Below are 26,116 nucleotides of genomic sequence, written 5' to 3' on the forward strand. Positions count from 1 at the left end.
CGACGGTGCGCCGGCGCGCTAAGCCGCCGAAGCTTCCGACCGCCGTCGTAATTCCTTCACGACCGCATGGACCTCGCCGTCCATGATGATTTGCCCGTGTTCCAGCAGGACACCGCGCTTGCACACCGATGCGACCAGATCCAAGTCGTGGCTCACCACGAACAGCGTCTTGCCGGCTGCGGCCAACTCGTTGATCTTGGTGATGCACTTGCGTTGGAACGGTTCGTCGCCCACGGCCAGGATCTCGTCGATGAGGAAGACCTCCGGGTCCGTGTGAACGGCGATCGAGAAAGCCAATTTCAGGTACATGCCCGATGAATAGAACTTGACCTCGGTATCGATGAACTCGCCGATTTCAGAGAACTCGACGATCGAATCGAACATGGCGTCGATCTGGCTTTGAGTCATCCCCAGGATGGCCCCGTTGAGGTAGACGTTGTCGCGGCCGCTGAGATCGTGGTGGAAGCCCGCTCCGACTTCGATGAGGCCGGCCACCCGCCCGCGGGTGTGGACAGTGCCCTCATCCGGTTGCAGCACGCCCGAAATAAGCTTCAGGAGGGTCGACTTGCCTGAACCGTTGAGGCCGAGCAACGCCACGGTCTCGCCCTGTTCGACGTCCAGCGAAACGTCCTTCAGGGCGTCGAACTTCTTGGAGAGATCGCCCTTGCGCCCCGTCAGCAACCACACGATTGCTTCCTTCATGCTGCGTGTGTGTCGAAGGACGAACTTCTTCCGCAAGTTTCGGCACGTGATCGCGACACTGTCGGAGACTCCGGCGGGTACAGACATTTCAGAGCTCCTGGGCAAAATGTACAGACAACTTCATGAAGACGAGCTGGCCGATCACGAGGACGAGAGCGGCCACGCCAAACGCGGACGGGAGCCATACCGTGAGCAGGTCCGGCGGCATCGAGATCGACACGGATTGCTCGGGGCTGAGGGTCGGTGACCAGAATGCCCAGTGGAACACTTCCACGGCGACGGTCACCGGATTCAGCTGATACAGGAAGAACCACTGACCCATGACGCGCTGCACCATCGGCCACACATAGAGCACGGGCGAGGCCCAGGTGACGATCATGAGGATCATGTCAACGATGTTCTCCGAATCGCGGAAGTACACGTTGGCGGCACCAAACAGAAGGCCGAGGCCGATCGAAAGGATCGCCGTCAGGACAAAGGCCGCGACGACGGCAAGCAACTGCCAGATTGAGGGACTCCACCCCGTCAGCAAGCAGGCGCCGACGAGGACCACCACCTGCGGCAGCAAATGGGCTGCTGAGACCCATACTGTGGAAACCGGGAACAACTCCCGTGGCAGGTAGATCTTCCGGATCAGGTCCCTGTTGTCCACTATGGATCGCGTCGCATTGCCCAGCGATTCCGTGAAGAAATTGACCAGCACAATCCCCGAGAAGAGGTAGATCGCATAGTTCGGGGTCCCCCGCTGCATGTCCAGGAAGACTCCAAGCGCAACGAAGTAGATCAGGAACTGCATCAACGGCTTCACATACGACCACAGGAGTCCCAGGACCGAACCGCGATAGCGGATCTTAATCTCCTTGCGAACCAGCAGCTGCAGCAGGAACTTGTGCTTGTAGACGTCGATGATTCCGCGGCCACGACCAGGTTGGACCAAGTCGGTCACGGGCTGAGTCATCTAGCGGCCTTCCTCGTCGGCGAGGCCAAACGTCTTCTTCCAGGCTTCCATGGACGTGATCTCCGGGACCGCCCTTCTGTAACGGTCCGCGAGTTCCTCCCAGTGCCGGTACAGATTGGCGTGTTGCTTACCTGCCTCCGCCAGCATCGCCTTGAGTTTCTCGGGGTCGCGCTTGTACCAGGACGCGGCGGTTCCGTCAGCGTTGGAGACGACGACGCTGTCATAGTGCGCCAGCCGGAACCATCGGTTGTCCCGGTGGGCGAGGAATCCCTGGGGACGTTCAGCGGACTCTGCCGACGGCTTCTTGATCAGTTGCCGGGCAACCGTGGTGACTCCCCATTTGACGAGGTCCTTCTTGGCGGGAAGACCGATCGGTGTGAGGCCGGAAGGTCCACTGCCAAGCGCCGGAGCCGGGAAGTCGTCGACGTTCTCGCGCATTTCGGCATCGGGGTACTGAGACTTCAGGGCATTGATCTCGCCGAGTTTCGTGGCGATGTTGCCATGCAGGTGCTCCGGACCAAGGAACAAATCGTGCAAGGCATCGAGGCGGGTATGTTCCGTAAAGTACTGCATCGAAACCAAATGCTTCACATCCGCCTGGAACGACTCCCGAATAACGCGGCCTCCCTTTTTATAGGGGCTGTAGATGAGGGTCGTAATCAGGCGGTTCCTGCCGTGGAAGTAGGCCTGCCAGCCAACGAGGTCGTCCTTGTCGATCCACGAGACATGCCACACGGCGGCGCCTGGGAGGGACACCGTGGCAAAACCGGCTTCACGCGCACGCAAGCCGTATTCGGCGTCGTCCCATTTGATGAACAGCGGCAGCGACAGCCCGATTTCGCGGATAATTTCGGTTGGAATCATGCACAGCCACCAACCGTTGTAATCGACGTCCACGCGGCGGTGGAGCCACGGTGTCTGGCGCAGGTTGGCGACGCTGAAGTCGTGCCGCATCTCCATGTCGGTGTGGGGCAACGCAGGGACGAACCGGTACGGATCGACTACTTCACCGAAGGTATGCAGGACGCTTCGGCTGTAGAGGTCGAACATGTGGCCGCCGACAATGCTCGGCTTGCGGCAATGGTCGGAGAACGCCAACAGGCGGGCAATGCTCTCGGGTTCAATGACGACGTCATCGTCCAACAGCAGCGCATAATCGCTCCCGTTCTCCACGGCTTCGTACATGCCGCGGGAAAAGCCGCCGGAGCCGCCAAGGTTGGCTTGGTCGATGATTCGCAGCTTGTCGCCCAGGGCCGACTTGACCTCGGCAAAGCCCGGCTGGTCCGCGACCTTCAGTGTTCCTTGGTCCACAATGAGGACTTCCTGCACGTGCTCCAGCACGTCAGGGTTTTCCGAGAGGATCCTGGCGTTATTCAGGCAGAAATCCGGCTTGTTCATGGTGGTTATCTCAAGGGTCACCCTGCCGGGGTTGCCCGGGCGCTCAGCGCCCTGCCATTCGGCCGAATCGAGGGTCAACTCCTCGCGGCTGGACGCTAGATCGAACCAGTACCAGCCGCCGTCGCCGAATGGCTTGAGGGTGAGGTCGAATTCCGTGACGGCCGTACCGTCAACCCTCGCCCCATCCACGCGCTGAAGGGTTCCCCTGGCGTTGGACTTGTACACCGTGATGGTGCCGTGGCCGGTGGTTCGGACCACAAGGCGGATCGATTGCAGGTCCGCCCAGCGCCGCCAGTAGCTGGCAGGGAACGCGTTGAAGTACGTTCCGAACGAAAGCTGTTCGCCGGCGCGCAACCTGATCGAGCTCCTGGAGAGGACGTCCTCGAAATGGACCTCTTCGCTGCCGGAGCTGACGAAATGGAGCTTGTCCTCGGGCGCCTTTGGATTCCTTGCGAATTCGTCGTTCTCCCGGAGGCGTATGCCGTTTGCCGGTCCGGCGTCGACATAAAGTGCCGTGGTGTCCAGTTGGTCGTCGGCCGGCAAGATGACCCGTTGCAGGACCTGCATCTTCGTTTCGCCGCTCACGCGTCCACTCCTCCGCTTTCGAATGCCGTGCCGTTTTCGAAATGCGGACGGATCTTGTTTTCGAACATGGACAGCGCGGAACCGATGGCCATGTGCATGTCAAGGTATTTGTACGTTCCCAGACGGCCCCCGAAGAGCACGTTCTTTTCGGCCGCTGCGAGGTCGCGGTACTTCAGCAGCTTTTCGCGGTCGTCGGCCGTGTTGACGGGATAGTAGGGTTCATCGCCCTTTTCGGCGAACCTGGAGAATTCGCGCATGATGACCGTCTTCTCTGTCTGGTAATCACGCTCGGGGTGGAAGTGCCGCGGTTCGATGATCCGGGTGAACGGGACGTCGGCGTCGTTGTAGTTGAGCACTGACGTTCCCTGGAAGTCGCCGACGTCGAGGACTTCCTCTTCGAAATCGATGGTGCGCCAAGAGAGGTCCCCGGCGACAAAGTCGAAGTAACGGTCGACGGGTCCCGTGTAGACGACGGGAATCTTGCCTACGACTTTCTCCCGCGAATACTCATGCGACTCGTCGAAGAAATCCGTGTTCAGCCGAACTTCGATGTTCGGGTGCTCGGCCATCTTTTCGATCCACGCCGTGTACCCGTTGGTCGGGAGGCCTTCGTACTTGTCGTTGAAGTATCGGTTGTCGTAGTTGTACCTGACCGGAAGGCGCGAAATGATGCCCGCAGGAAGGTCCTTGGGGTCGGTCTGCCACTGCTTGCCGGTGTAATGCTTGATGAATGCCTCGTACAGTGGGCGGCCTATGAGCTGGATGCCCTTGTCATTGAGGTTCTGGGGATCGGTTCCCGCGAGTTCCCCGGCTTGCTCTTTGATCAGTTCTTGCGCTTGGCCCGGAGTCAGGTTCGCACGGAAGAACTGGTTGATCGTCGCCAAGTTGATGGGGAGCGAGTACACCTCGCCCTTGTGCACGCCGTACACCTTGTGCACGTAGTTGGTGAAGGTCGTGAACCGGTTGACATACTCCCACACCCGCTCGTTCGAAGTGTGGAAGAGGTGTGCGCCATAGCGGTGCACTTCGATTCCCGTGTTCTCTTCCGTTTCGCTATAGGCGTTGCCGCCGATGTGATGCCGGCGGTCAATGACGACAACCTTCAAGCCCAGCTCAGTGGCGGCCTGTTCTGCGATTGTCAGGCCAAAAAAGCCCGACCCGACGATGACGAGGTCAGCGGTCACAAATACTCCTGGTCCGAATACGGGCAGCCCAATGATGTGCATTGGCTGCAGATCAAGCCTACCCGAGATGGCGCGCCCGGATTTCGAGCCAGTCCGCCCCCGTGCGATTCAGGCCGGGTTTTCCACATACGCCAACAGCCCGCGAACAACCGGTCGCCACCACGAATATCGTGGCAGCACAGCACCGCCGCGAAGCAAAGGAACGGACCCCATGACATTGCAGTGCACCCTGGTCCGGGCCCCGCGGGCAGCACGCCAAGGTGAACCCATCGAACTGACCATACCCGCGGGCAACGGAACACCGGGCGCCGTCGTCGAGGCGGCAGTCGCAGCCGAATTCGGAACCGGAAAGCTTACGGTCGACGGACTGCCGCTCAGCGGTCTCACCGTCGGTTCGGCACCGCTCACGTCGGGAGCCGTCTTGGTGGACGGGGCCGATCCGGAGGCGCAGGGCACCCGGGGCGGCGATCGGCGTCCAGCGGCGTTGTCCTTGCTGGTGCACACAGGACCAGCCGCGGGCGTTGTCATCCCGTTGGAACGCGGCACGTACAGGATCGGCCGGAGCAACGCCGATATCTGCCTCCCGGATCCCGATATTTCCCGGCTTCACGCCGTCCTGGCGATCTCCGAGACGGCGGTCACCATAAACGACACAGGGAGCGCGAACGGAACGGTGGTGGATGGACGCAAAATCCGCTCCGCCCGGCTCTCAACCGCCTCGAGGATTCGATGTGGCGGTTCTGTGATGTCCATAGTCTTCGGAGACGACGGGTACGGGACGGAGTCGCTTTGTAGCGCCGGCCTCGGCGTGGGTGAGCCGATCCTGGTTCCCCGGCGGCACGACCCCGGCAACCGCACCCACCTTTTCCTCGCGGCCGGGCTCCCGTTCGTGCTGGGAGTCGGAATGGCCTTGGTCACCGGACTATGGATGTTCCTCGGATTCACCGCTCTCTCGGCCGTCGCCGTTCTTGCCCCGGCACTTTCGGGACGACGCGAGCGCCGCCGCCTGGCTGCGGCGATCTCGGCGGCCGTCGAACAAGACGGTGCCCGACGACGGCGCTGTTCACCGTCCGCTGCCGAACTCGCCTTCGCCATCGGCTCTGTCGCCTTGCTCCCGAGGCACCACGGCCCGGAGCAACCGGCTCCGCCAAGAACCACCCCGATGCAAGGAACCGGGGCCGTCCCGGAGCACACCCCGGGAGCACAGGAAGAAAGGGCGGACCCGCACAGTGTCTGGCTCAGGCTCGGCACCAGCCCGCAGAACGCCCGTGTTGCACTCGATCCCGCTGACTCCGGCTTTCAGCCGCCGCAGTTGGGCCCGGTTCCGCTAGTTCTGGACCCTTCTCTGCAAACCGTTTCGCTCTCGGGACCCGAGGCCAGGGTGCAGGGACTGTTCAGGTTCATCCTCATGCAGCTGGCGGCCTTTCCCGGCGCAAGCAACATCCCGGTCCTCATACACGGACCCATATCCCACTTGCCGTCAAGCGCGCGCTTTCTCCCCCGCGCCACCTTGACCACGGACGCGCGTTCAGCCGCAGTTGTCCTGTCGTCGCCCGCAGACAGACCGGGTGCACTCTTCCTGATGGGGCCCGAAGGTGATCCCGAGGCCGGCCCACTCCGGCTGGCGGCGATCAAGTCCGGTTGGAGAATCTTCCAGAGGTCCGCGGGCGGTGACGGAACCAGTTGCACCGTCGAGCTTTTGAACAAGCGCGCAATCCTGCGCTCGGGCCTGTCGGAAACTGAGTTCGACCCTGACCTTGTGCTGCCCGAAGTCTTCGATCGATACTGTCGCTCAGTGGCGGGAATGCCAGGCCCGGCGACAGAAGGGGCACACGTTGTCCCCGATACTTGCCAACTTGCCGAATTGCTTCCCCCGGATGCTCCAAGCATCGCAGGCCGCTGGAGCGCTTCTTCGATGTGCGGAGGACTGTCAGCGGTGATCGGGCAAGGAGCCGACGTGGCGCGGTCGCTGGACCTGGTTTCCGATGGCCCACATCTTCTTGTGGCTGGAACGACGGGCTCGGGAAAGTCGGAGCTTCTGCGCACCATCGTGTCGGCTATCTCGCTGACCCACAGCCCGGACAGGGTCAACTTCCTGTTTGTTGATTTCAAGGGAGGTTCGGGACTCGGTCCGTTGCTCGACCTTCCGCACTGCGTCGGAATGCTTACGGACCTCAGTGAGCATGAGCTCGAACGCACCCTCTCCTCCCTCCGGGCCGAGGTTCGGATGCGGGAAGCGATCCTTGCGACGGCAGGTGTTCCTGACGTGCCCGCGTACTGGGCCAAAGCCCGGGGAACGGTGGGGGCCGCCGCTGGACGAAGAAGCGACTTCCCCGTCCTCCCCCGCCTGGTACTCGTCATCGACGAATTCAGGATGCTTATCGAAGAAGCCCCGGACGCCCTGGCCGAATTGATGCGGATCGCCACGGTAGGCCGGTCCCTGGGAATTCACCTCATCATGGCTACACAACGGCCGCAAGGTGCGCTGAGTGCGGACATCCGCGCCAACGTCACCACGAGCATTGCCCTGCGCGTCCAGTCGGAAATGGAATCCCGGGACGTTATCAACTCACCGGCGGCAGCGTGGATTCCGGTGTCCCGGCCTGGCCGCGCCTATATGGTCCGCGGAGGGGAGGCTGCCGGGCCGTTCCAGTCGGCAACCCTCTCGGCAGCCGAAAAAACCCGGGCCCTCACCCAGGCCGTTGCTTTACCCGCAACCGGGACGCTCCGCTTCGCCGCCTGGTCCGAAACCGCGAACGGCGCGACTCAAGATGGGATTGCAACGCCCGCGGAAGCCGCCCGTCCCGTTATCGAAGCAATCAACGGGGTTTGGGAAACCTACGGGGGTACGCCGCTCCGTAGGCCCGTCGCGCCTCCGCTTCCGGAGTCCATCCCGCTTCACGAAACCCTGCCGATGATGGCAATGGCAGGTAGGCACGCGGCAAGCGGATGGCCGGCGGGGCCGACCGCTTACCTTGGCTTGGCGGACTTGGCCATGCAACAACGCGTCGCCGACGTGTTCTGGACTCCGCTCGTCCACGGGAATCTTGGCCTCGTTGGCCCTCCCGGAAGTGGTGTCGAAGATGGCTGCAAAGCGGCAGCGGCGCAGCTTGTTGGAAGTGCGGAAGAATGCCATCTCTATGTCCTCGACGGTGACGGTTCATACAACGACGTGGCAGTCGAGGGACGAGTGGGGGCCATCGCCTCCCCCAACGACGTCAGAAGGGCAGTCCGCATCCTGGAGAGGCTCGTCGCTGAGATATCGGCGCGGCAATCCCCGGGAACCACCGGCCAAGACCCGCTTCTGCTGGTCATCACCAATTGGGGTTCGTGGATCTCCCGGTTGCGCCCCGGACCGCTGGCCTGGGCCGAAGACCTGATCCATACCCTCGTCCGCGACGGACCGAAGGCAGGACTGGCTGTCCTTGTCACCGGTGATCGTGAACTGACCACGTCGCGCATGTTCGCTGCTATCACGAACCGCGCATACTTCCCCGTGGGGACCACAGAGGAAGGACGGTGGGCATGGCCACGGTTCGCGTCGATGAAGCCACTGAAGGGGCGGGCCATCGTGAGCGGCGGCTTGCTTGATGTTGACACCGTGGTCACGCAGTTCGTCGCGCCGCCGACGAGCGCGGCCTGGCCATACTGCGTGCCCCCGGAACCTTCACGACGCCCGTTCCGGGTGGATCCCTTGCCGGAGTTCATCCGGGCTTCGGATCTCGTGACCCATGGTCGAACGGAACCCGCCGTCCTCTCCCGCGCCGGCGCTCCGGATTCAATACTCCTCGGGGTTGGAGGGGACGAGCACGAACCTGCTTGGATCACATTGCCCCGGGCAGGTGTCCTCCTCGCTCTTGGGACTCCCGGGTCCGGCAAGTCGTCGTTACTCAGCGCGTTGGCCATGCTCAATCCGGGCCATCACTGGCGGGCACCACCCGAAGGGGCCGATCCTGACGTCTTTTGGGCGGCATTCCACCGGGATGCAAGCCGTAGGCTCGTGGGCACGGAGGTCATCCCCCTCCTGGACAACGTCGAAGGCCTGAGCAGCGAAACGGCCGCCCTCCTGGCTGAGCTTCCCGGCATGGGCTACTCGGTGGTGGCAACTGCCGGCAACCCGGCCCTCATGCACAGGATGCCGCTTGCGTCACTCGCCAGAAACCACGGATTCGGAGTTCTCCTCGGCAACGGGCCGCCTGCCGCGGGAGATTTCTTCGGCGTACGCATTGACGCCGACGAGGAACCGCCGCCGGGTCGTGCCGTCCTTATCGGGAACGGACGAATATGCTCCGTCCAGATCGCCGCGCCCTGCTAGGGAGTCCTGCCCATCTGAACACAGCTAGAGGACGCCGCGGGATCCGCCGGCCCGGGAGGCAAAGGCCACCACCCGCTTGTCGAACAGAAAGACAATAGCGGCCAAAGCCGGCACCACCATGGCCAAGCCGGCGAAAACCAGCCCGGCGGTAATGGTGGGAAAACCGATCGTCAGGGCGAACAACTGGGCAACCAGCGCCGGCGCCCGGGTCCAACGGTAGCCGCGGAACAGGAAGTGTCCCACGGCAAACAACAATGCAGAAAATGCCAACAGAAGGCCCAAGGTGAACACGGCTCCCCAGAAGGAGGCAACCGGTGCCCCTGTCACGAGCTCGTAAATATACAGCGCGCCGGCGGTCAAGAGTGCAAGAGCCTCAAGCACAACCACAATCGAAATGACAATGATTCCTGCAGGGCGCGGTCGGCCGCCGGATGCTCCGGCTTTGTCGCGGCTGGACCCTTGGCCGTCGCCGGGCGCCGCTGGGTCATGGTTAGGGTTCAGAGGGGGTCTTGACACACTGGCACACTACCGGACATAGTCGAATACCTGTGAGTAGGCCGGTATCCGATGTGATGCATCGCTCATCGTTTCAAACGCTTGAACCCCTTGTTTACATGGCGTTAACATGACACGCTTGACTCAGACGACCAAGGGGGCCCAATGGGTCCCCTTTCCTATGAAGCCTCTCGTGAATATTTTCACAAAAGGCTTTAACTAGTACTCACGAATGGAGTGACTGATCAGCATGGATTGGCGTAACCGCGCAGCCTGCCTTGACAAGGACCCGGAGCTTTTCTTCCCGGTAGGAAACACCGGCCCTGCGCTTCTCCAGATCGAGGAAGCGAAAAGTGTCTGCCGTCGCTGCCCCGTCGTGGACACATGCCTTCAGTGGGCGCTTGAATCCGGCCAGGACGCCGGCGTCTGGGGCGGAATGAGCGAGGACGAGCGACGCGCACTCAAGCGCCGCGCCGCCCGCGCGCGCCGCGCTTCCTAGGCGACCACGCACGCAAAGTATGGCGCCCGAGACAGGGGATACGCGAAGATGGCCCGGACCGTAAGGTCCGGGCCATCTTCGTCTATCTGCCACGTCGGTCGTCAGCTTCGCACCAGGTTCAGGACGATCTCGACGGCGGTGCCGCCGCCGTCGCGCGGCATCCATTGAATACTGCCGCCCAATTCGCTCGTGACGAGTGTCCGCACAATCTGAAGGCCAAGACCCTCAGCGTACGAGCCCTCGGGCAGTCCGACGCCATCATCGGCAATCGTCACCGTCAGAAGCTCATCGCCGCGCTCCCCCGTGGAACGGTCGGCCATCAACCACACTGTTCCGGCGCGTCCCTCGAGGCCATGCTCCACTGCATTTGTCACGAGCTCATTGATGACCAAGGCAAGGGGCGTCGCGAAGTCGCTCGGCAATTCGCCGAACAGGCCGGCACGCTCGGTCCGGACGTGCTGCGAGGGTGAAGCTACTTCGGCCGAGAGCCTGAACTGCCGTCCGATGAGTTCATCGAAATCAACACTCTGCGTGAGGCCTTGCGAAAGCGTCTCGTGTACCAATGCGATCGTCGCCACCCGCCGCATTGCCTGTTCCAGGCCCTGCTTCGCCTCGTCGCTGACCATCCGTCGTGACTGCATACGGAGCAAAGCGGCCACCGTCTGCAGATTGTTCTTGACGCGGTGGTGGATTTCACGAATCGTCGCGTCCTTGGTCACCAGTTCGAGTTCGCGGCGTCGCAGTTCGGACACGTCGCGGCACAAAACCAAGGCACCGAAGCGATGCTTTTCATCCCGCAACGGAATTGCCCGCAAGGACAAGCTGACTCCGCGGGACTCGATTTCGCTGCGCCACGGCATTCGACCAGTCACCACCAGCGGCAACGTCTCATCCACCATCCGCCGGTCTTTGAGGAGTCCTGCCGTAACCTCAGCGAGGGACCGCCCCTCCAGGGTTTCCACCTCGCCGAGACGGCGAAAAGCGGAAACACCGTTGGGGCTCGCATACTGGACGATGCCGTCGGCGTCGAGCCTGATCAGGCCGTCACCCACGCGGGGAGCGCCACGGCGGGAACCTGTTGGTGAAGCGAAATCCGGCCAGAGGCCCAGCGTCCCCATCCGGAGCAGGTCGTAGGCGCATTGCCTGTAGGTGAGCTCCAGGCGGGAAGGCATGCGTGAACTCGACAGGTCCATGTGGGACGTGACGACCGCAAGGGTCCGTCCGTTCCTGACCATCGGCACGGCCTCGACGCGAAGGGCCATCTCGCTGCTCCAGCTCGTTTCGCTGGAGCGTTCGATGGAACGGCTGGACCACGCCTTGTCGACGATCGGTCGCAGATCAGAGCGGATGCCCTCCCCCACGAAGTCCGCATGGAACACCGTGTGGCTTGTCGATGGCCTGACGTGCGCAAGCGCAATGTAGCCGTACTCAGGATGCGGGAACCATAACGCCAGGTCCGCGAACGCCAGGTCGGCGACCATCTGCCAGTCGCCGACCAGGAGGTGCAGCCATTCGGCATCTCCAGGCCCGAAATCAGCGTGCTCCCTGATGGGGTCTGTAAAGATTGCCACTGCACCTCCATATGACGCCGGGCTTGTCCCTAGCGTCGAACGATTGACCTCAAGAGCCTCAATGCTACCGACAGCGAAGCCATGTCGTCGGCCTCCAGCGCGTTGACCTCGTCAAACATGCTCTTCGCGCGTCCCAGTTGCTCGGCGTTGAGCTCCTCCCAAGCCCGCAGGCGGGCCTCGGCGTCGAGGCCGGCGTCGGTCGATTCGAGCACCGACGTCGTCATGTCCGCCACGGTCGAGTAGAGATCGTCACGCAAGGCCGCGCGGGCAAGCGCCTGCCAGCGGTCATCACGCGGGAGCGCCGTGATTCGTTCCAGCAACGAGTCGATGTGGAAGCGGTCGAACACCGTGTAATAGACATGGCTGACCTCTTCCACGCGGGCCTCGCGGCTTTGGGTGATCTTGGCGATGTCCAACAGCACGAAACTCTCGAACAGCTCTGCCCAGCGATGGGCCAGGGTGTCGGGGAGGCCCCAAGAGCGTGCCTTTTCGAGCCAACCCGTGACCCGCTCTTTGTCGCTGCCGCGCAGGTAGTCGAGCAACCTGGCCCGCATCGGATCCATCATCGGCTTGAATTCCGCGACGATCTCGGAGATCGGCTTCGAGGCGTTGCCCTGGCTGAGCAACCAGCGAACGGCGCGGTCCAAAAGCCTCCGGATATCGAGGTGGATGGTGCTCCAGTGTTCCGTGGGGAATGAAGCAGGCAAAGCATTGAGCTGCTGCACCATCGAGTCGAGTTCGTAAATCTCGCGGAGCGCGACGAATGCCTTGGCGACGGCGACCTCGGTAGCCGAGGTCTCTTCCATGGTGCGGAACGCGAAGGTAATGCCGCCGAGGTTGATCATGTCGTTGGCCACCACGGTTGCGATGATTTCCCGACGCAACGGGTGGGTGTCCAGTTCGGCGTCGAACCGTTCGCGGAGCTGCTTCGGGAAGTAGGAGCGGATCGTCTTACGGAACCAGGGATCGTCCGCCAGGTCACTGTCCCGCAATGCCGAGCCCAGTTCTATCTTGGCGTAGGCGGCGAGCACGGACAGTTCCGGGGACGTCAAGCCCTGGCCCTGTTCCAGCCGCTCGCGAAGCGCTTCGGTGGTCGGCAGCGCTTCGAGGTCGCGCTTGAGATCGGCGGACTTCTCGAGCCAGTCCATCAGGCGCTCGTAGCTCGGGCTCCATTCGGCGACGCGTGTGCGGTCGTTGAGCAACAGGATGTTCTGATCGATATTGTCCTCGAGCACAAGGCGCCCGACCTCGTCGGTCATGTCGGCGAGGAAGGACGTTCGTTCGGAAGCATCCAGTTTTCCTGCGGCCACCATACGGTCCACGAAGATCTTGATGTTGACTTCATGGTCGGAACAATCCACGCCGGCAGAGTTGTCAATTGCGTCGGTGTTGAGGATGACGCCCTGCAAGGCGGCCTCGATGCGACCGCGTTGTGTCAACCCAAGGTTGCCGCCTTCGCCTACAACCTTGACGCGAAGTTCGCGCCCGCTCACACGGATGGCGTCGTTCGCCTTGTCGCCCACCTCCGCGTGGGACTCGGTGCTGGCCTTGACGTATGTTCCGATCCCGCCGTTGTAGAGGAGATCGGCCGGAGCCAGGAGTATTGCACGCAGGAGTTCAGGAGGACTCAGCTGAACCGTTCCATCCGGCAGGCCCAGGGCCCGGCGGACTTCCGGCGAGATCGGGATGACCTTGGCTTGGCGGGGATAGACGCCGCCGCCCGCGCTGATGAGCGAGCGGTCGTAGTCGTCCCAGGAGGACCGGGGCAGCTCGAAGAGGCGCTGCCGCTCGCCGAAGGACGAAGCCGCATCCGGCGTCGGGTCCAGGAAGATGTGGCGGTGGTCGAAAGCCGCCAGGAGCCGGATGTGCTTGGAAAGCAGCATTCCGTTTCCGAACACGTCGCCGGACATGTCGCCGACGCCGACCACGGTGAATTCCTCGGTCTGGGTATCCAGATCCAGCTCGCTGAAGTGGCGTTTGACGGACTCCCATGCGCCGCGGGCGGTGATGCCCATCGCCTTGTGGTCGTACCCCACCGAGCCACCCGAAGCGAAAGCGTCTCCCAGCCAGAATCCATACTCGGCGGCCAGGCCGTTAGCGGTGTCCGAGAACGTTGCCGTGCCCTTGTCCGCCGCCACCACGAGGTACGAATCATCGTCATCCTGACGGACAACGTCCGACGGCGGCACAATCTTCTCTCCGTCGGCTGTGGTCACGAGGTTATCCGTGAGGTCAAGCAGGCCGCGGATGAAGGTCTTGTAGCTTTCGATGCCCTCGGCCATCCAGGCGGCACGGTCAAGCGCCGGATCCGGAAGCTGCTTCGCGAAGAAGCCGCCCTTGGCGCCGGTCGGCACAATCACGGCATTCTTCACGGTTTGCGCCTTGACCAGCCCGAGGATCTCGGTACGGAAGTCTTCACGGCGGTCGGACCACCGCAAACCGCCGCGGGCCACCTTGCCGAACCGCAAGTGCACGCCTTCGACGCGGGGCGAATACACCCAGATCTCGTACTTTGGCCGTGGGAACGGCAAGCCGTCGATTGTTGTCGGATCGAGCTTGAAGCTGACGTACGACTTGCCCTGGAAGTAGTTCGTGCGCAGCGTCGACTCAATGAGGTTGACGAAAGTCCGCAGGACCCGGTCGGCGTCGAGCGTGGCCACTTGGTCAATTGCTTCGGCCAGCGCGGCGCGGGCATCCTCCTGGCGGGCCGGTCGCGCAGCGTCAGGAGAAGAAGGATCAAAACGCGCCCCGAAGAGGTCAATCAGGCCGCGGGCGACCTCCGGGTTGGCGAGAAGCGTATCCGCAATGAACCCGAAGGAGTTGGTGTTCCCCATTTGGCGCATGTACTTCGCATAGGCCCGGAGCATGACAACCTGCCGCCAGTGAATGCCCTCGCGGAGCACGAGGCGGTCGAAACTGTCGGATTCCACCGCACCGGTCACCGCGGCACTGAAGGAGTCCGCCAGGAGCTGGCCGGTTGCCACCGGGTCTACACCGGCGGGGTACTTCAGGCCGAGGTCGTAGAGGAAGAAGTCCCGGTGGTCGGCAGTCTCAATCTCGAAAGGCCGCTCATCGAGAACTTCCAGGCCAAGATTGTGGAAGTAGGGCAGGATCTGGCTCAGGCTCTTCGGTTCCAAAAGGTACAGCTTGACGCGGGCATCCTCTTCGAGCAGCTCACCGGCGCCGTTGGGGAGGTAGACATGCACGCCGGGAGCCGCCTGGACAACTGCGGGGTCGCGGTCGGCCGCGGCCGCGTACTTCTCGAAACGCTCGATATCCTGGAGGGCGTCCTCGACTTCGTAGTCGACGCGGTAGCCAGCGGGGAACGCATCCGCCCACAGGGCCGACAAACGCTCCGCATCCAGACCGCTGGTGTTCTCACGGAGGACCTCCGCGATGCCTTCGGCCCATGACCGCGAAGCCCGGACGAGGCGCTTTTCCAGCTCGCCGGCGTCGACGTCGCGGAGCTCCGCTTCCCGGGGAAGCCGGATCCGGAAGAACACCCTCGCGAGTGCCGACTCAGTAATCCGGGCCTCGTAGTCGATGCTCTCGGCTTCGAAGGTCTCGCGGAGTTCCTGTTCGATTCGTTGCCGGACGTTGGTGGTATAGCGGTCACGCGGCAGGTAGACGAGCGCGGACATGAACCGCCCGTAGATGTCCGGGCGCAGGAAGAGCTTGGTGCGGCGCCGCTCCTGCAGACGCTGGATGCCCAAAGCCGTTGCTGCCAGGTCCTCGGTCTCGATCTGGAAGAGTTCGTCGCGGGGGTAGGTCTCGAGAATACCGACGAGGTCCTTGCCGGAGTGGGAGTCCGGCGGGAAACCGGCCGATCGGAGTACGGCGTCGACCTTCTCCCGAACGATGGGGATGTTCCTTACTGAACCGGTGTACGCGCTCGTGGCGAAAAGGCCGATGAAGCGGCGCTCACCGTTGACGTTGCCGGCAACATCGAAGCTCTTGACGCCGATGTAGTCCAGGTACGCGGGGCGGTGCACGGTGGAGCGCGAGTTGGCTTTGGTGATGACCAGGGCACGCTTCTCGCGCGCCTTGCGGCGTCCGGCGTCGGTGAGGTGCTGGATCTGGTGGGGGTGATCCCCCGCCCTCAAGAGTCCCAAACCGCTTCCGTCGCGCAATTCAAGGACGTCTTCACCGTTCTCGGTGATGAGGTCGTATTCCCTGTAACCAAGGAACGTGAAGTTGCCGTTGTCCAGCCAGCGAAGCAGGTCCTGCGTTTGCTTGAGCTCAGCGATGTCTTCGGGGTGGGCCACTTTGTCCAGGGACTTCGCCAGCTCGAGCGCCTTCGTGCGCATTTTGGGCCAGTCTTCGACGGCGGCGCGGACGTCGTTCAGAACCCGGTGGATTCCCTCCACCAGTTCCTTCTGGAAGTCGTCGGCCACCCTGTCGACCTCGACGGCGATCCAGGACTCCATGTGGGAGACGTTGTCACCTTGCGCGATCAGGTGCGCGATGTTCGGCATCGCCGCGGTGTCACCGCTCGAGATGCCGATGTTCGAAGGCACCCGCGCAATGTCGGACAAGTCGCCGGTGCGGTGGTCGCGGGACACCACGAAGAGCGGGTGCATGACAAGCCGGATAGCGCAGTTCTGGCGAACGAGCTCGGCGTTCACGGAGTCCACCAGGAAAGGCATGTCGTCCGTGACGATGTACAGGATGCTGCGGTCACCGTCGTTGGCCATCCTGACATTGGCGGTGCCTGGCTGGCGGGTCTGCCCCGTTTCCCGGTGGGCCTCGGCCCTGGAGATCAACTGCTCGGCAGCGTATCCGCGTGCGTCCTCCTCTGCGAGATGCTCGTAGTAGTCACCGAAGAAGCCTTCCCGGACTACTGCAGGTTTGGAACGATCCTCCACGCTGGATCCTGACGACATCGACAAACGCCTCCATCACATCTCGATTGCTGCGTCTTTGCAGCCCACATGGCGAGCCTAACGCTTTAGACGACGCCTTGCTCTGGAATAAATGACAGAGGATTTGCGATTTTGCTGGACAGGTGCACAGACCATTTTCACGATTGCGCGCCGCAACGCCGATTCGGGGGCGGCTTCGAAGAGGACAGCGCCGGACAGCAGTGCCGCGTCGCAGGCCTCTGGATCAGATGGGAGGAATGCCTCGATGCCCTGACCGGGCCCGTACCTGTCCCATGCTTCACGGAGTTCGCCCTCGGGTGAGCGGCCGGCGGATGCAGCCCGCACCTTGTTCAGGACCACGCGGGGAGCCGCGTGCGGGACCGCCCGTTCAAGCTCCGCGAGGCCACGCACAAGCCGGGGAACGCCGACTGCATCGGCCGCACCGACGGCGTAGACGGTGTCTGCCAGTTCGATACTGCGGAGGGTCGCGGCATTGCGTCGAGGGGCCATGGTGTCGAAGCTGAGCTCTTCGTCCGCTTCAAGGCAGAAACCCGCATCGACGACGACGACCTCCGCGATTTCCTTGGCGAGTTCAAGCACCGAGGAGAGCGCGGCGGCGCGCAGCTCGGTCCACCGGTCCGCGCGCGTAATGCCGGTAAGCACCCGGAAACTGGCAGCTTTGGCGAAGACCGGCGCCGCGATCCGCTTGAGCGATTCAGTATCCAGCAATCCTTGGTCCGCCAGACGGCACGACTGCGCCAGCCCGGCGGATTCGTCCAGCAAACCGAGCGACGCCGCGACGCTGGCCCCGTAGGTGTCTGCATCGAGAAGGATCACCGACTTGCCTTCAGCCGCCAACTCCGCGGCAATATTGACGGCCACCAGGGTTCTGCCCGGCGCCCCGGTGGGGCCCCAGACGGCGATGATCCGGCCGGTCCCGGCCGGCATGTGTTCCTTGGCTTGCGGCGCGCCGCCGGGCCGGAGCTCCGCGGCGGGGTCGGCAAACCCGGAATCCGGGGCCTCCGCGCGTCGTCTTCCTTTTTCTTGTACGGGCAGCTGGCCTACCGCATCGGCGATCGCTGAAGCCAGGGTTGCCGAATCCACATCAAGCGACGCCGTCACGACGCCGATGCTCCGCAGGCGCCGTTCCTCCTCCGGATCGTCGCTCAGGGCGACGATGGAGACGCCGACAGCCGCCAGCCGGTCAACCAGCGACGCCGTCAATTCCTTGGCGCCTTCAGCTATCACCGCCGCGCGCGCAAGGCCGCTTTGGCATGCGGCCAGCAGTTCGGCGAGTTCACCGCATCGACGCACCACCGTCACCGGCCCGTGAAGCCGTTCGAGTCCCCCGACCAGATCTTCGCGGGATTGCCCGACGGTGATCACCGGGATACTCACTTGCCGGCACCGCCCGGATTCCAAACCACGGCAATCTTTGCCTTGTTTGCCTGTGCTCCAAGAAGCTTCGGCATTTGCTCATCGGTCACCAGGACCAGGACCACTTTCTCCTTGGACGCTCCCAAGGTGGAGGCGCCCTCCGTGACCTGGGCGATCTCCGCGCCGGGCAAGAGCAACTGCGGTGTGCCAAAGCCGTTGCGCGCATCGGGGAGGGCCACCCAGACGTCAACGCGGGATCCCGCCACAGCCTGGGAAGGCAGTGATTCCTGGATCGCAATCGCCACCGGCTTCCGGTCCAGGGAGTCGGCGGCGCCCAGGCTCTCCTGCGGGACGAGTTGGTTCTTGGGAATTCTCTGGACGGCAACCCTTCCTTCGGGCAAGCCTTCGGCCAGAGTGACGTAACTGCCCTCAACATCGTCAAGCCGGACTCTGACGATCGCGAGATCGTCCTTGGTCACCTTCTGGCCCACGGCAATCGCCTCGCGTGCCGCATAGACCTGGATGGTGCGGTCCGCGGTGCCAACCAGGGCGATGACTCCAGCCAGGGATGCCAGGACCAGCAGAACACCCACCAAAAGTCTGGGATCCCTCCATGACGGCTTCCTGAGCCGCGCCGCGGTTGCCGCGCCAGTCGCACCCATCCTGCTCCCCCGTTTGCCTCGTTGGTCGACGACGACCTTCAGTGGCCTTTATTCTGACCGCAGATGGGCCTCTTCCGGAAGGCGCACGCCTCAAATGACGTCAAGCTGTGGATAACCACGGCAAGTGGATCCAACAGTGGCAAAATGGATGCATGCCCCGATTCCTCACCCTCGCTGATGTCGCCGAACAGCTTCAGATCAACTCGCCGCAGGCATATGCCTTGGTGCGAAGCGGCGAGTTGAAGGCCATCCAGGTGGGTGGCAGGGGCCAGTGGCGCGTCGAAGAGAAGATGCTTGAGCAGTACATCGAGGAACGCTACGCCGAGGCGAGCAGGATCATCCAAGAGGCAAAGTCCAAGTCCTCGTGATCATTGACCAGCTCCCCGGGCAGAGACGGCGGGGCGACGGGCGGGGCTAAAAGTCCTGGCCCCGCAACGAACGCAGCGCGGCAAGGGACTGGAACGGAATTGTCGCCACGGCCACAACGTTCCCGGACCGGCGGACTTCGCCCGGCAACATGACGGCGAGATCAAAGTGGTCCCTGCCCACGCGGTCAACGACGCCCCGCATCGTCGCCTCCCCCTGCGCCGACTCAAGCAGGTGGACGGCCAGTTCCGCCCTGTCGCGGGCCAACATCCGCAGTGCGCTCGCCAGGCCGAGCCGCTGCGACGCACTCGATTGGATCGCCCGTGCCTGCCGGCCCAGGCCCTGATAGGCCAACGCTGCCGTAAGTGGCACCAACCACTGGTGACTGTCTTGGTCCAGGACCAACGATTCGCTGCCGACGTGGCTAAGCGTCCCGGACACGTGTGTTCCGGACCGGAGCTTCACCTCGATCTTCTGGCCGATTGCTGCACGCAGCCTGTCGCAGATGTCGATACCGGCCATCTCCATCCGCGCCCGCTCTGAAACCTCGGATTCAAGTCCCAACAATTGTTCAGAGGCGAGCTGTGCCTCCATGTCCTCAAACAGAGCATCCCAACGCATTGCGTCAGAGTAGGCGCGCATCTGCCGACCGTCAATGTCCATCAATCTTGCTTCATCGGCAGGCAGTCCCTAGACAAACATCTCATTTTGCGGTCAAAATAGGTCAATTGATATCAAACGGCATCAAATTGCGTGTAATCGTATTAACTGGGCAAGGGGAACTCATGGATCAGACGAGCAAGCCCGTTCGGCACGATATTGCAATGGCGGCGACCATCCTGGTGCTCGCCCTGTTGCTCGCGGTCACTGGGCTGGTCTTGGTTGACCGATGGCATTCCGGCGCAGGACGACTCCAGAAACCCACATTCGAGGACCTGCTGGGCTTGGTCGCAACTGCCGTCGGCCTGGGGATCGGGGCTTGGTGGATCGTCACGTTTCTCCTGGCGATGGCCGCCGCGCTCCTACAGCATTCGGGGAAGGAACGCTGCGCGAGCGCCACCGGCAAACTCAGCCCCGCCTTCATGCGCAGGCTGGCCGTTGCCATCCTCGGCCTGAATCTCGCCGGAATCCCCTTTGCGAATGCGGCGCAGGCACAGTTTCAGCCAGCTTGCAGCCCTGAGAACGCCTCCCCGTCGAGCGGCATCTTTGCCCAATGGAGACCCTCCTCCGGGCCTTCGCCTTGCCTTGGAACGGTTCCCTCGGCTGAGTCCGGCGCGTTGGGGATCTACCCGCTTTGGCAACCCAATGCACCGGTCCCCGAACCGGGACTTCTGGGTACCGGGCCCCGGCGCGCCGCCGAACAGCCTGCCCCGCCAAATCAAGGCGAGGTGGTGGTGAAGCGGGGCGATTCACTGTGGTCGATTGCCGCCCGCCAGCTAGGCCCCCTGGCCAGCGACGTCGACGTCGCCCAGCACTGGCCCAAGTGGTACGCCGCAAACCGGCAGGTCATCGGCGACGACCCTGGCCTCATTGTTCCGGGGCAAGTCCTGCAACCGCCGCGCAACTAGCGCTCCAGCCGAACCCGCCAACCGCCGCCGAGCACCAATCAGCAAACGAGGAAGTCCATGAGCGCATCACGAGCCGTCCGCAGCCTGCCCGATGAAGTCCTCCAGGCCGCATCGCCACCTAGTGCCTTGCCTTCAATGGCGGCTTGGCCCCGGACGAAAGCCGGCACGGACGGACCGAACGGCAGCGGGCCGTCCTCTGCCCGCACATCGGCCCGGATCCGTAGCCTTGACAGCGAGGTCCGCGCGCTGGCCCGCACGATCGCCCAGGCCGCAGTCGAAGTCCTTGCAGGCACCCGGCCGGCGCAACAGCTCTCGCGGACCCTGGACCCCGGTTGCTTCAGCGCCCTGCAACATCGGGCCGCACTGACGCGCGCCTTCGCTGCCAGGGCCCCGGGCGGGCAATCCCGCCTGCACCGAAGTCCGATGGTGCGCTCCGTGCGTGTCTGCGCCGTTAATGACGGAGTTTATGAGGCCAGTTTGGTTGTCTCGGAAGAACTCCGCTCGCGCGCAGTCGCCATGAGGCTCGAAGGGAGCAGTGGCGCCTGGCGGGTTACCGCCCTTGAAATCGGCTGACGGAAGTGCCCAGGTGACGGAAGTGCCCGGCAAGCATCCGCTTGCCGGGCACTTCCGAGGTTGCCGTCGTCAACTACATGCGTCGGCCAATTGCCGCGTCAGCGGCGCTTCTTCTTGCTGGACCCGCGCTGCTTGTCATCAGCGGCGGCCTTGGCCGGGTTGCCTGAGCGACCCGAGGCGCGCCCCTCGACGCGGGTCTGGGTCGCCCCGTCTTCGCCAGGCGCCGTGTACTGCAGTTGAACCGGCTTTTCGGGGGTTTCGAGCCCTGCGGCGCGGATCTGCGGATCGTGATGTTCCACGTGGCCGCCTTCAGGGCTGCCGTCCACTACCACCACGTCCTCGGCGGGCGTTACTTCCACTTCCAGGTTGAAGAGGAAGCCAACGCTTTCTTCGCGGATTGCTTCCATCATGCTCTGGAACATCGTGAATCCTTCGCGCTGGTACTCGACCAGGGGATCCCTTTGTGCCATGGCGCGCAGGCCGATGCCTTCTTTGAGGTAGTCCATCTCATAAAGGTGTTCCTGCCATTTGCGGCCAAGAACTGAGAGGACAACCCTGCGTTCAAGCTCGCGCATGTTCTCGGAGCCGATTGCTTCTTCCCGTTCCTTGTAAACGAGCTGGGCGTCCGAAAGGATCTCGTTTTTCAGGAATTCAACGGTTACCCGCGACTTGCCGCCGGCTTCGTCGATGATGTCCTGCGCGGTAACCGTTACCGGGTACAGCGTCTTGAGGTTGGTCCACAACTGGTGGAAGTCCCAGTCGTCCCCGGTTCCCTCCGCCGTCGCGGCGTCGATCAAGGCATTGATGGTGTCTTCCAGGAAGAACTGGACCTTTTCGTGCAGGTCGTCACCTTCCAGGATCCGCCGGCGGTCGCCGTAGATGGCTTCACGCTGGCGGTTCAGGACGTCGTCGTACTTGAGGACGTTCTTGCGCTGCTCGGCGTTCCGCCCTTCAACCTGGCCCTGGGCCGAAGCGATTGCACGGGACACGAGCTTGGATTCAAGGGCAACGTCGTCCGGCACCGAACTGTTCATGAGGCGCTCGGCAGCTCCGGAGTTGAAGAGCCTCATGAGGTCATCGGTCAGCGAGAGGTAGAAGCGGGACTCCCCCGGGTCACCCTGGCGGCCGGAGCGGCCACGCAGCTGGTTATCGATTCGACGGGATTCGTGGCGTTCCGTGCCGAGTACATACAGCCCGCCGAGTTCAAGCACTTCCTCATGCTCGTCCTTGACTGCCTGCTTGGCCGCTTCAAGCGCTTCGGGCCACGCAGCCTCATACTCCTCGGAGTTCTCTTCAGGGTGCAGGCCACGCTTTGCCAGTTCGGCGATGGCCGTGAACTCCGCGTTTCCGCCGAGCATGATGTCAGTACCACGGCCGGCCATGTTGGTAGCTACCGTGACAGCGCCCTTGCGTCCGGCTTGCGCGACAATCGCGGCCTCTCGTGCGTGGTTCTTTGCGTTCAAGACCTCATGCCGGATGCCTTCTTTGGCCAGCAGCTTGGCAAGGTATTCGCTCTTCTCCACGCTGGTGGTGCCGACGAGCACGGGTTGGCCGATTTCGTGCCGTTCCGCGATGTCCTTGACGACGGCCTCGAACTTCACGATCTCGTTCTTGTACACGAGGTCCGGCTGGTCGATGCGCTGCATGTCCCGGTTGGTCGGGATAGGCACTACGCCAAGCTTGTAGGTGCTCATGAACTCTGCGGCCTCGGTTTCAGCCGTGCCCGTCATGCCCGAGAGCTTGGAGTACATGCGGAAGTAGTTCTGCAGGGTCACGGTGGCGAGAGTCTGGTTCTCGGCCTTGATCTCGACGTTTTCCTTCGCCTCGATCGCCTGGTGCATGCCTTCGTTGTAACGCCGCCCGGCAAGGATACGGCCGGTGTGTTCGTCAACAATGAGGACTTCGCCGTCGAGAATGACGTAGTCCTTGTCCCGCTTGAAGAGCTCTTTCGCTTTGATGGCGTTGTTCAAGAAGCCAATGAGCGGCGTGTTGGCGGATTCGTATAGGTTCTGGATGCCGAGGTAGTCCTCGACCTTTTCGATGCCGGCCTCGAGAACGCCGACGGTGCGCTTCTTTTCGTCGACTTCGTAGTCGATTTCAGGCTGCAGGCGCTGCACGACCTTGGCGAATTCGCTGTACCAGCGGTTCGTGTCGCCCTGGGCCGGCCCGGAAATAATGAGCGGGGTACGGGCTTCGTCGATGAGGATGGAGTCGACTTCGTCGACGATCGCGAAGTGGTGGCCGCGCTGCACAAGCTCTGATTTGTCCCACGCCATGTTGTCGCGCAAGTAATCGAAGCCGAATTCGTTGTTGGTGCCGTAGGTGATGTCTGCCGCGTACATCTGGCGGCGCACTTCGGGATCCTGGTTGGACAGGATGCAACCGCTGCTGAGGCCGAGGAAGCGGTAGACACGGCCCATGAGTTCGGACTGGTATTCGGCGAGGTAGTCGTTGACTGTCACGACGTGCACGCCCTTGCCCGCCAGGGCATTGAGGTAGGCCGGCGCGGTGGCCACGAGGGTCTTTCCTTCACCGGTCTTCATTTCGGCGATATTGCCGAGGTGGAGGGCGGCCCCGCCCATAAGCTGGACGTCGAAGTGGCGCATCCCCAGAGTTCGGGAGGAAGCTTCACGCACGGCTGCGAAAGCCTCCGGCAGGAGATCGTCCAGCTTCTCGCCGTCCACGTGACGGGCACGCAGCCTGTCCGTCTCCTCGCGCAACTCGGCATCGGAGAAAGTCTTGAAGGAGTCTTCGAGTGCGTTGATGGAATCGGCGTAGGTCCGCAGTTGCCTCAGGGTTTTTTTGTCACCCGTGCGGAGAAGTTTTTCGATAAGTGATGCCACGTAAAGTTGCTCCCAGTCTCAAGCTGCCGAATTCTGGCGTTTTTAGTCTACGGGAGAGACCAACGCCACGCGGCCCCGTTTCCCTGAGAGCGGAGCGCAAGGTGCTCACCGGCCGCCAGCGCAGACCCCTGGGTCTCAGCCACGGGCAACGGCGGCGCCAAGCGCGGGCGAGAGATCGCCCCTCGGTGACACCACGACGTCGTCGAGTCCGAGCCACTGCGCCATAAGCCGCAGCTCAGCCGCAAGCTCGACGGCGGAGTCCGCCGGGGCGTCCGGCTCGGCGTGGGCGGCACGCACCAGGAGTTGCTTGGCCGAGCGGTCGGCCTTCAGGTCAACGCGTGCCACCACGGCGTCCCGGAGAAGGAAAGGCAGCACGTAATAACCGAACTTGCGCTTCTCCGCGGGCGTATAGATTTCGATCCGGTAGTGGAAGCCGAACAGTTCCTCGAGCCTCTTGCGCTCAAAGACCAATGAATCGAACGGGCTCAGCAGGGCGCGGCCGGTGGCGGCTCTTGGTGCACGGGCCTCCACATGCCGGTACACGGCCCGGTCCCAGCCGCGCACCGTGACGGGCTCAAGGCGGCCGGCGTCGACGAGCCTGCCGACCGACGCCGCGGCGGCCTTCAAGGGGGTCCGGAAGTAGTCGGCAAAACAACGGATTGTTCCAATGCCGTGGGCCTGGGCTGCTGCGTCGATCAGCCTGTCCATCGCCGCCGTCGACAGCTCGGAGCCGGCCGCGAGGGCTCCTGCCCGGGCGACGACCTCAGGCAATCCGGGCGGAAGGACCCGCGATGTCAGTGTGTACCGGCGCTCGAACTGCTCTGTCCTCGATGCGGCCGTGACGAGTCCCTCTTCGAACAGGTGCTCCAAAACCCGCTTGACCAGGTTCCAGTTCCAGCCCCAGTTATCGTGCTGCCGGTCTTCCTGGTGCCCCAGGTGCGCCGTCAGTTGCGCGGCAGTCATGGGGCGCGCGGTTGCCAGCGTGTGGAGGATCCGGTTGGCCATGTCCTCCCGGATTCCGTGTTCCAAGTGGGCGGCGCCCACCCACGCACGGTTTTGCCACAGCAACAGATCCTGGAAGTGTTCCGGGCGGATGAAGCTCGCCTCATGCGCCCAGTACTCCATCATGCGCCGCGGACTTCGGCTGGCCATCGCGTGAAGGATGCTTCGGTCGTAGTTGCCAAGCCTTGAGAAGAAGGGGAGGTAATGACTGCGTGAGAGGACATTGACGGAGTCGATCTGGACCACCTGGAGGCGGGCAAAGGTGCGGCCCACCGCCCGTGAAGTCACGGGGCCGGTGGGCCGTTCCTTGTCAAGTCCTTGGGCTGCCAATGCAATCCGCCGTGCCTGTGACAGGCTCAGCGAAGCGGCCATGCCAGTCCTTTCATAGGAATTGCGAATGCAGCCTAGGCCCTGGCGGCCTGCTCATTCGAACGGTAAACGAGGACCTTTTCCTCCACGGGTTCGTCTCCCGGTTCACAGGTGGAGTCGAGGGTGATTACTCCATACGTCCAGCCACGGCGCCGGTACACAACCGACGGCGTGTTGGTTTCCTTGTCAACGAACAGGTAGAAATTGTGGCCGACCAATTCCATGTTGTCCACCGCGTCATCGAGGGTGAGCGAGGCGGCGGGGAAAACCTTGCGACGAATCAGGACCGGGGAATCACCGGCCGGAATGTCGCCGTCCAGGTCGTAGGCCGAGTTCTCCGCCGGTGGCGTCGTTGGCTCCTGGTGGTTGCTGGCCTCAACGTAAATGGGTTCGCTCGTGCTGGCTGGCTCAAGCGTCGCAGTAGCCTCACGAACGGCTTTGGGGGTGTGGCGGCCGTGGTGGACCTTCTTGCGGTCCTTGGCCCTCCGGAGCCTCTCGAGCAGCTTGCTGTAGGCAAGATCAAAGGCGGCAAACTTGTCAGCGGCGCTGGCTTCGGCCCGGATCACGGGGCCTCGCCCCAGAACTGTCACTTCCACCGTGAGCTGGCCCGGTGTCTGGCGCGGGTTGGTTTCCTTCGAAACCTTCGCGTCAACCCTCTGGACCTTGTCCCCAAGCGATTCAATCTTTGAAATCTTCTCGCCGGCATACTCGCGGAAGCGATCCGAAACGGTCAGATTACGGCCGCTGATCATGAACTCCATGGTGCCCTCCAAACAACTCAGGTGAC

General features: G+C 63.0%; 18 protein-coding genes. 5 read left to right on the plus strand and 13 right to left on the minus strand.

The genetic code is table 11. The features are described from left to right. Positions 1-18: 18 nt before the first annotated feature. From L0B83_RS03140 to glf, 4 genes are read right to left on the minus strand one after another with little or no spacing between them, the layout of a single operon-like run. Positions 19-789: an ABC transporter ATP-binding protein gene (locus L0B83_RS03140; RefSeq protein WP_234756876.1), complete on the minus strand. Its 771-nt coding sequence runs from the start codon at positions 787-789 to the stop codon at positions 19-21. A gap of 1 nt (position 790) precedes the next feature. Next, the gene (locus L0B83_RS03145) at positions 791-1,660 is read right to left on the minus strand and encodes an ABC transporter permease (protein ID WP_234756878.1); all 870 of its coding nucleotides are present in this window, start codon (positions 1,658-1,660) and stop codon (positions 791-793) included. Next, the gene (locus L0B83_RS03150) at positions 1,661-3,625 is read right to left on the minus strand and encodes a glycosyltransferase (RefSeq protein ID WP_234756991.1); all 1,965 of its coding nucleotides are present in this window, start codon (positions 3,623-3,625) and stop codon (positions 1,661-1,663) included. 14 nt (positions 3,626-3,639) lie between these two features. Beyond that, positions 3,640-4,827 (minus strand): UDP-galactopyranose mutase, encoded by a 1,188-nt coding sequence (glf, locus tag L0B83_RS03155; protein ID WP_234756880.1) that lies wholly within the window; start codon positions 4,825-4,827, stop codon positions 3,640-3,642. Between the two features lie 211 nt (positions 4,828-5,038). On the opposite strand from glf, the gene L0B83_RS03160 reads away from it, so the two are divergent. After that, on the plus strand, positions 5,039-9,142 hold the full coding sequence (locus L0B83_RS03160) for an FtsK/SpoIIIE domain-containing protein (RefSeq protein ID WP_234756882.1): 4,104 nt from the start codon (positions 5,039-5,041) through the stop codon (positions 9,140-9,142). Between the two features lie 24 nt (positions 9,143-9,166). Here L0B83_RS03160 and L0B83_RS03165 read toward each other — a convergent pair whose 3' ends face one another. Then, a complete protein-coding gene (locus L0B83_RS03165) occupies positions 9,167-9,658 on the minus strand; it encodes a hypothetical protein (RefSeq protein WP_234756884.1) in 492 nt (163 codons plus the stop codon). 229 nt (positions 9,659-9,887) lie between these two features. On the opposite strand from L0B83_RS03165, the gene L0B83_RS03170 reads away from it, so the two are divergent. Next, positions 9,888-10,136 carry a WhiB family transcriptional regulator gene (locus L0B83_RS03170; protein ID WP_003804966.1) on the plus strand — a complete coding sequence of 83 codons (249 nt, stop codon included), beginning with the start codon at positions 9,888-9,890 and terminating at the stop codon, positions 10,134-10,136. 101 nt (positions 10,137-10,237) lie between these two features. Here L0B83_RS03170 and L0B83_RS03175 read toward each other — a convergent pair whose 3' ends face one another. The 4 genes from L0B83_RS03175 to L0B83_RS03190 are packed head-to-tail and all read right to left on the minus strand — an operon-like array spanning position 10,238 to position 18,608. Next, positions 10,238-11,707: a sensor histidine kinase gene (locus L0B83_RS03175; RefSeq protein WP_234756886.1), complete on the minus strand. Its 1,470-nt coding sequence runs from the start codon at positions 11,705-11,707 to the stop codon at positions 10,238-10,240. Between the two features lie 29 nt (positions 11,708-11,736). Then, the gene (locus L0B83_RS03180; protein ID WP_234756888.1) at positions 11,737-16,590 is read right to left on the minus strand and encodes an NAD-glutamate dehydrogenase; all 4,854 of its coding nucleotides are present in this window, start codon (positions 16,588-16,590) and stop codon (positions 11,737-11,739) included. A 57-nt stretch (positions 16,591-16,647) separates the two neighbouring features. Next, the gene (locus tag L0B83_RS03185; RefSeq protein WP_234756890.1) at positions 16,648-17,967 is read right to left on the minus strand and encodes a CpaE/TadZ family protein; all 1,320 of its coding nucleotides are present in this window, start codon (positions 17,965-17,967) and stop codon (positions 16,648-16,650) included. After that, the gene (locus L0B83_RS03190) at positions 17,964-18,608 is read right to left on the minus strand and encodes a CpaB family protein (RefSeq protein ID WP_234756892.1); all 645 of its coding nucleotides are present in this window, start codon (positions 18,606-18,608) and stop codon (positions 17,964-17,966) included. Before L0B83_RS03190 ends, L0B83_RS03185 begins: the two co-directional genes overlap by 4 nt. Before the next feature lie 152 nt (positions 18,609-18,760). On the opposite strand from L0B83_RS03190, the gene L0B83_RS03195 reads away from it, so the two are divergent. Beyond that, positions 18,761-18,976, plus strand: a complete 216-nt coding sequence (locus L0B83_RS03195) for a helix-turn-helix domain-containing protein (protein WP_059387549.1) — start codon at positions 18,761-18,763, stop codon at positions 18,974-18,976. A 46-nt stretch (positions 18,977-19,022) separates the two neighbouring features. Here the strand turns inward: L0B83_RS03195 and L0B83_RS03200 are convergent, their stop codons facing one another. After that, positions 19,023-19,595: a hypothetical protein gene (locus tag L0B83_RS03200; protein ID WP_234756894.1), complete on the minus strand. Its 573-nt coding sequence runs from the start codon at positions 19,593-19,595 to the stop codon at positions 19,023-19,025. A 164-nt stretch (positions 19,596-19,759) separates the two neighbouring features. On the opposite strand from L0B83_RS03200, the gene L0B83_RS03205 reads away from it, so the two are divergent. Further along, complete coding sequence (locus L0B83_RS03205; protein WP_234756896.1) at positions 19,760-20,542, plus strand: LysM peptidoglycan-binding domain-containing protein; 783 nt, start codon at positions 19,760-19,762, stop codon at positions 20,540-20,542. 57 nt (positions 20,543-20,599) lie between these two features. After that, positions 20,600-21,115, plus strand: coding sequence for an Rv3235 family protein (locus L0B83_RS03210; protein ID WP_234756899.1), 516 nt, complete (start codon positions 20,600-20,602; stop codon positions 21,113-21,115). 98 nt (positions 21,116-21,213) lie between these two features. On the opposite strand, the gene secA is transcribed toward L0B83_RS03210, so the two are convergent. The 3 genes from secA to hpf form a co-directional block, all read right to left on the minus strand. Continuing rightward, on the minus strand, positions 21,214-23,958 hold the full coding sequence (secA, locus tag L0B83_RS03215) for a preprotein translocase subunit SecA (RefSeq protein WP_234756901.1): 2,745 nt from the start codon (positions 23,956-23,958) through the stop codon (positions 21,214-21,216). Positions 23,959-24,093: 135 nt separating this feature from the next. Further along, entirely contained in the window at positions 24,094-25,332 is a 1,239-nt protein-coding gene (locus L0B83_RS03220; RefSeq protein ID WP_234756902.1) for a winged helix-turn-helix domain-containing protein, read from the minus strand. A gap of 32 nt (positions 25,333-25,364) precedes the next feature. Beyond that, the gene (gene hpf, locus L0B83_RS03225; RefSeq protein ID WP_234756903.1) at positions 25,365-26,090 is read right to left on the minus strand and encodes a ribosome hibernation-promoting factor, HPF/YfiA family; all 726 of its coding nucleotides are present in this window, start codon (positions 26,088-26,090) and stop codon (positions 25,365-25,367) included. Positions 26,091-26,116: the final 26 nt, after the last annotated feature.

The organism is Arthrobacter alkaliphilus, assembly GCF_021483235.1.
Classification (GTDB): Bacteria; Actinomycetota; Actinomycetes; order Actinomycetales; family Micrococcaceae; genus Arthrobacter; species Arthrobacter alkaliphilus.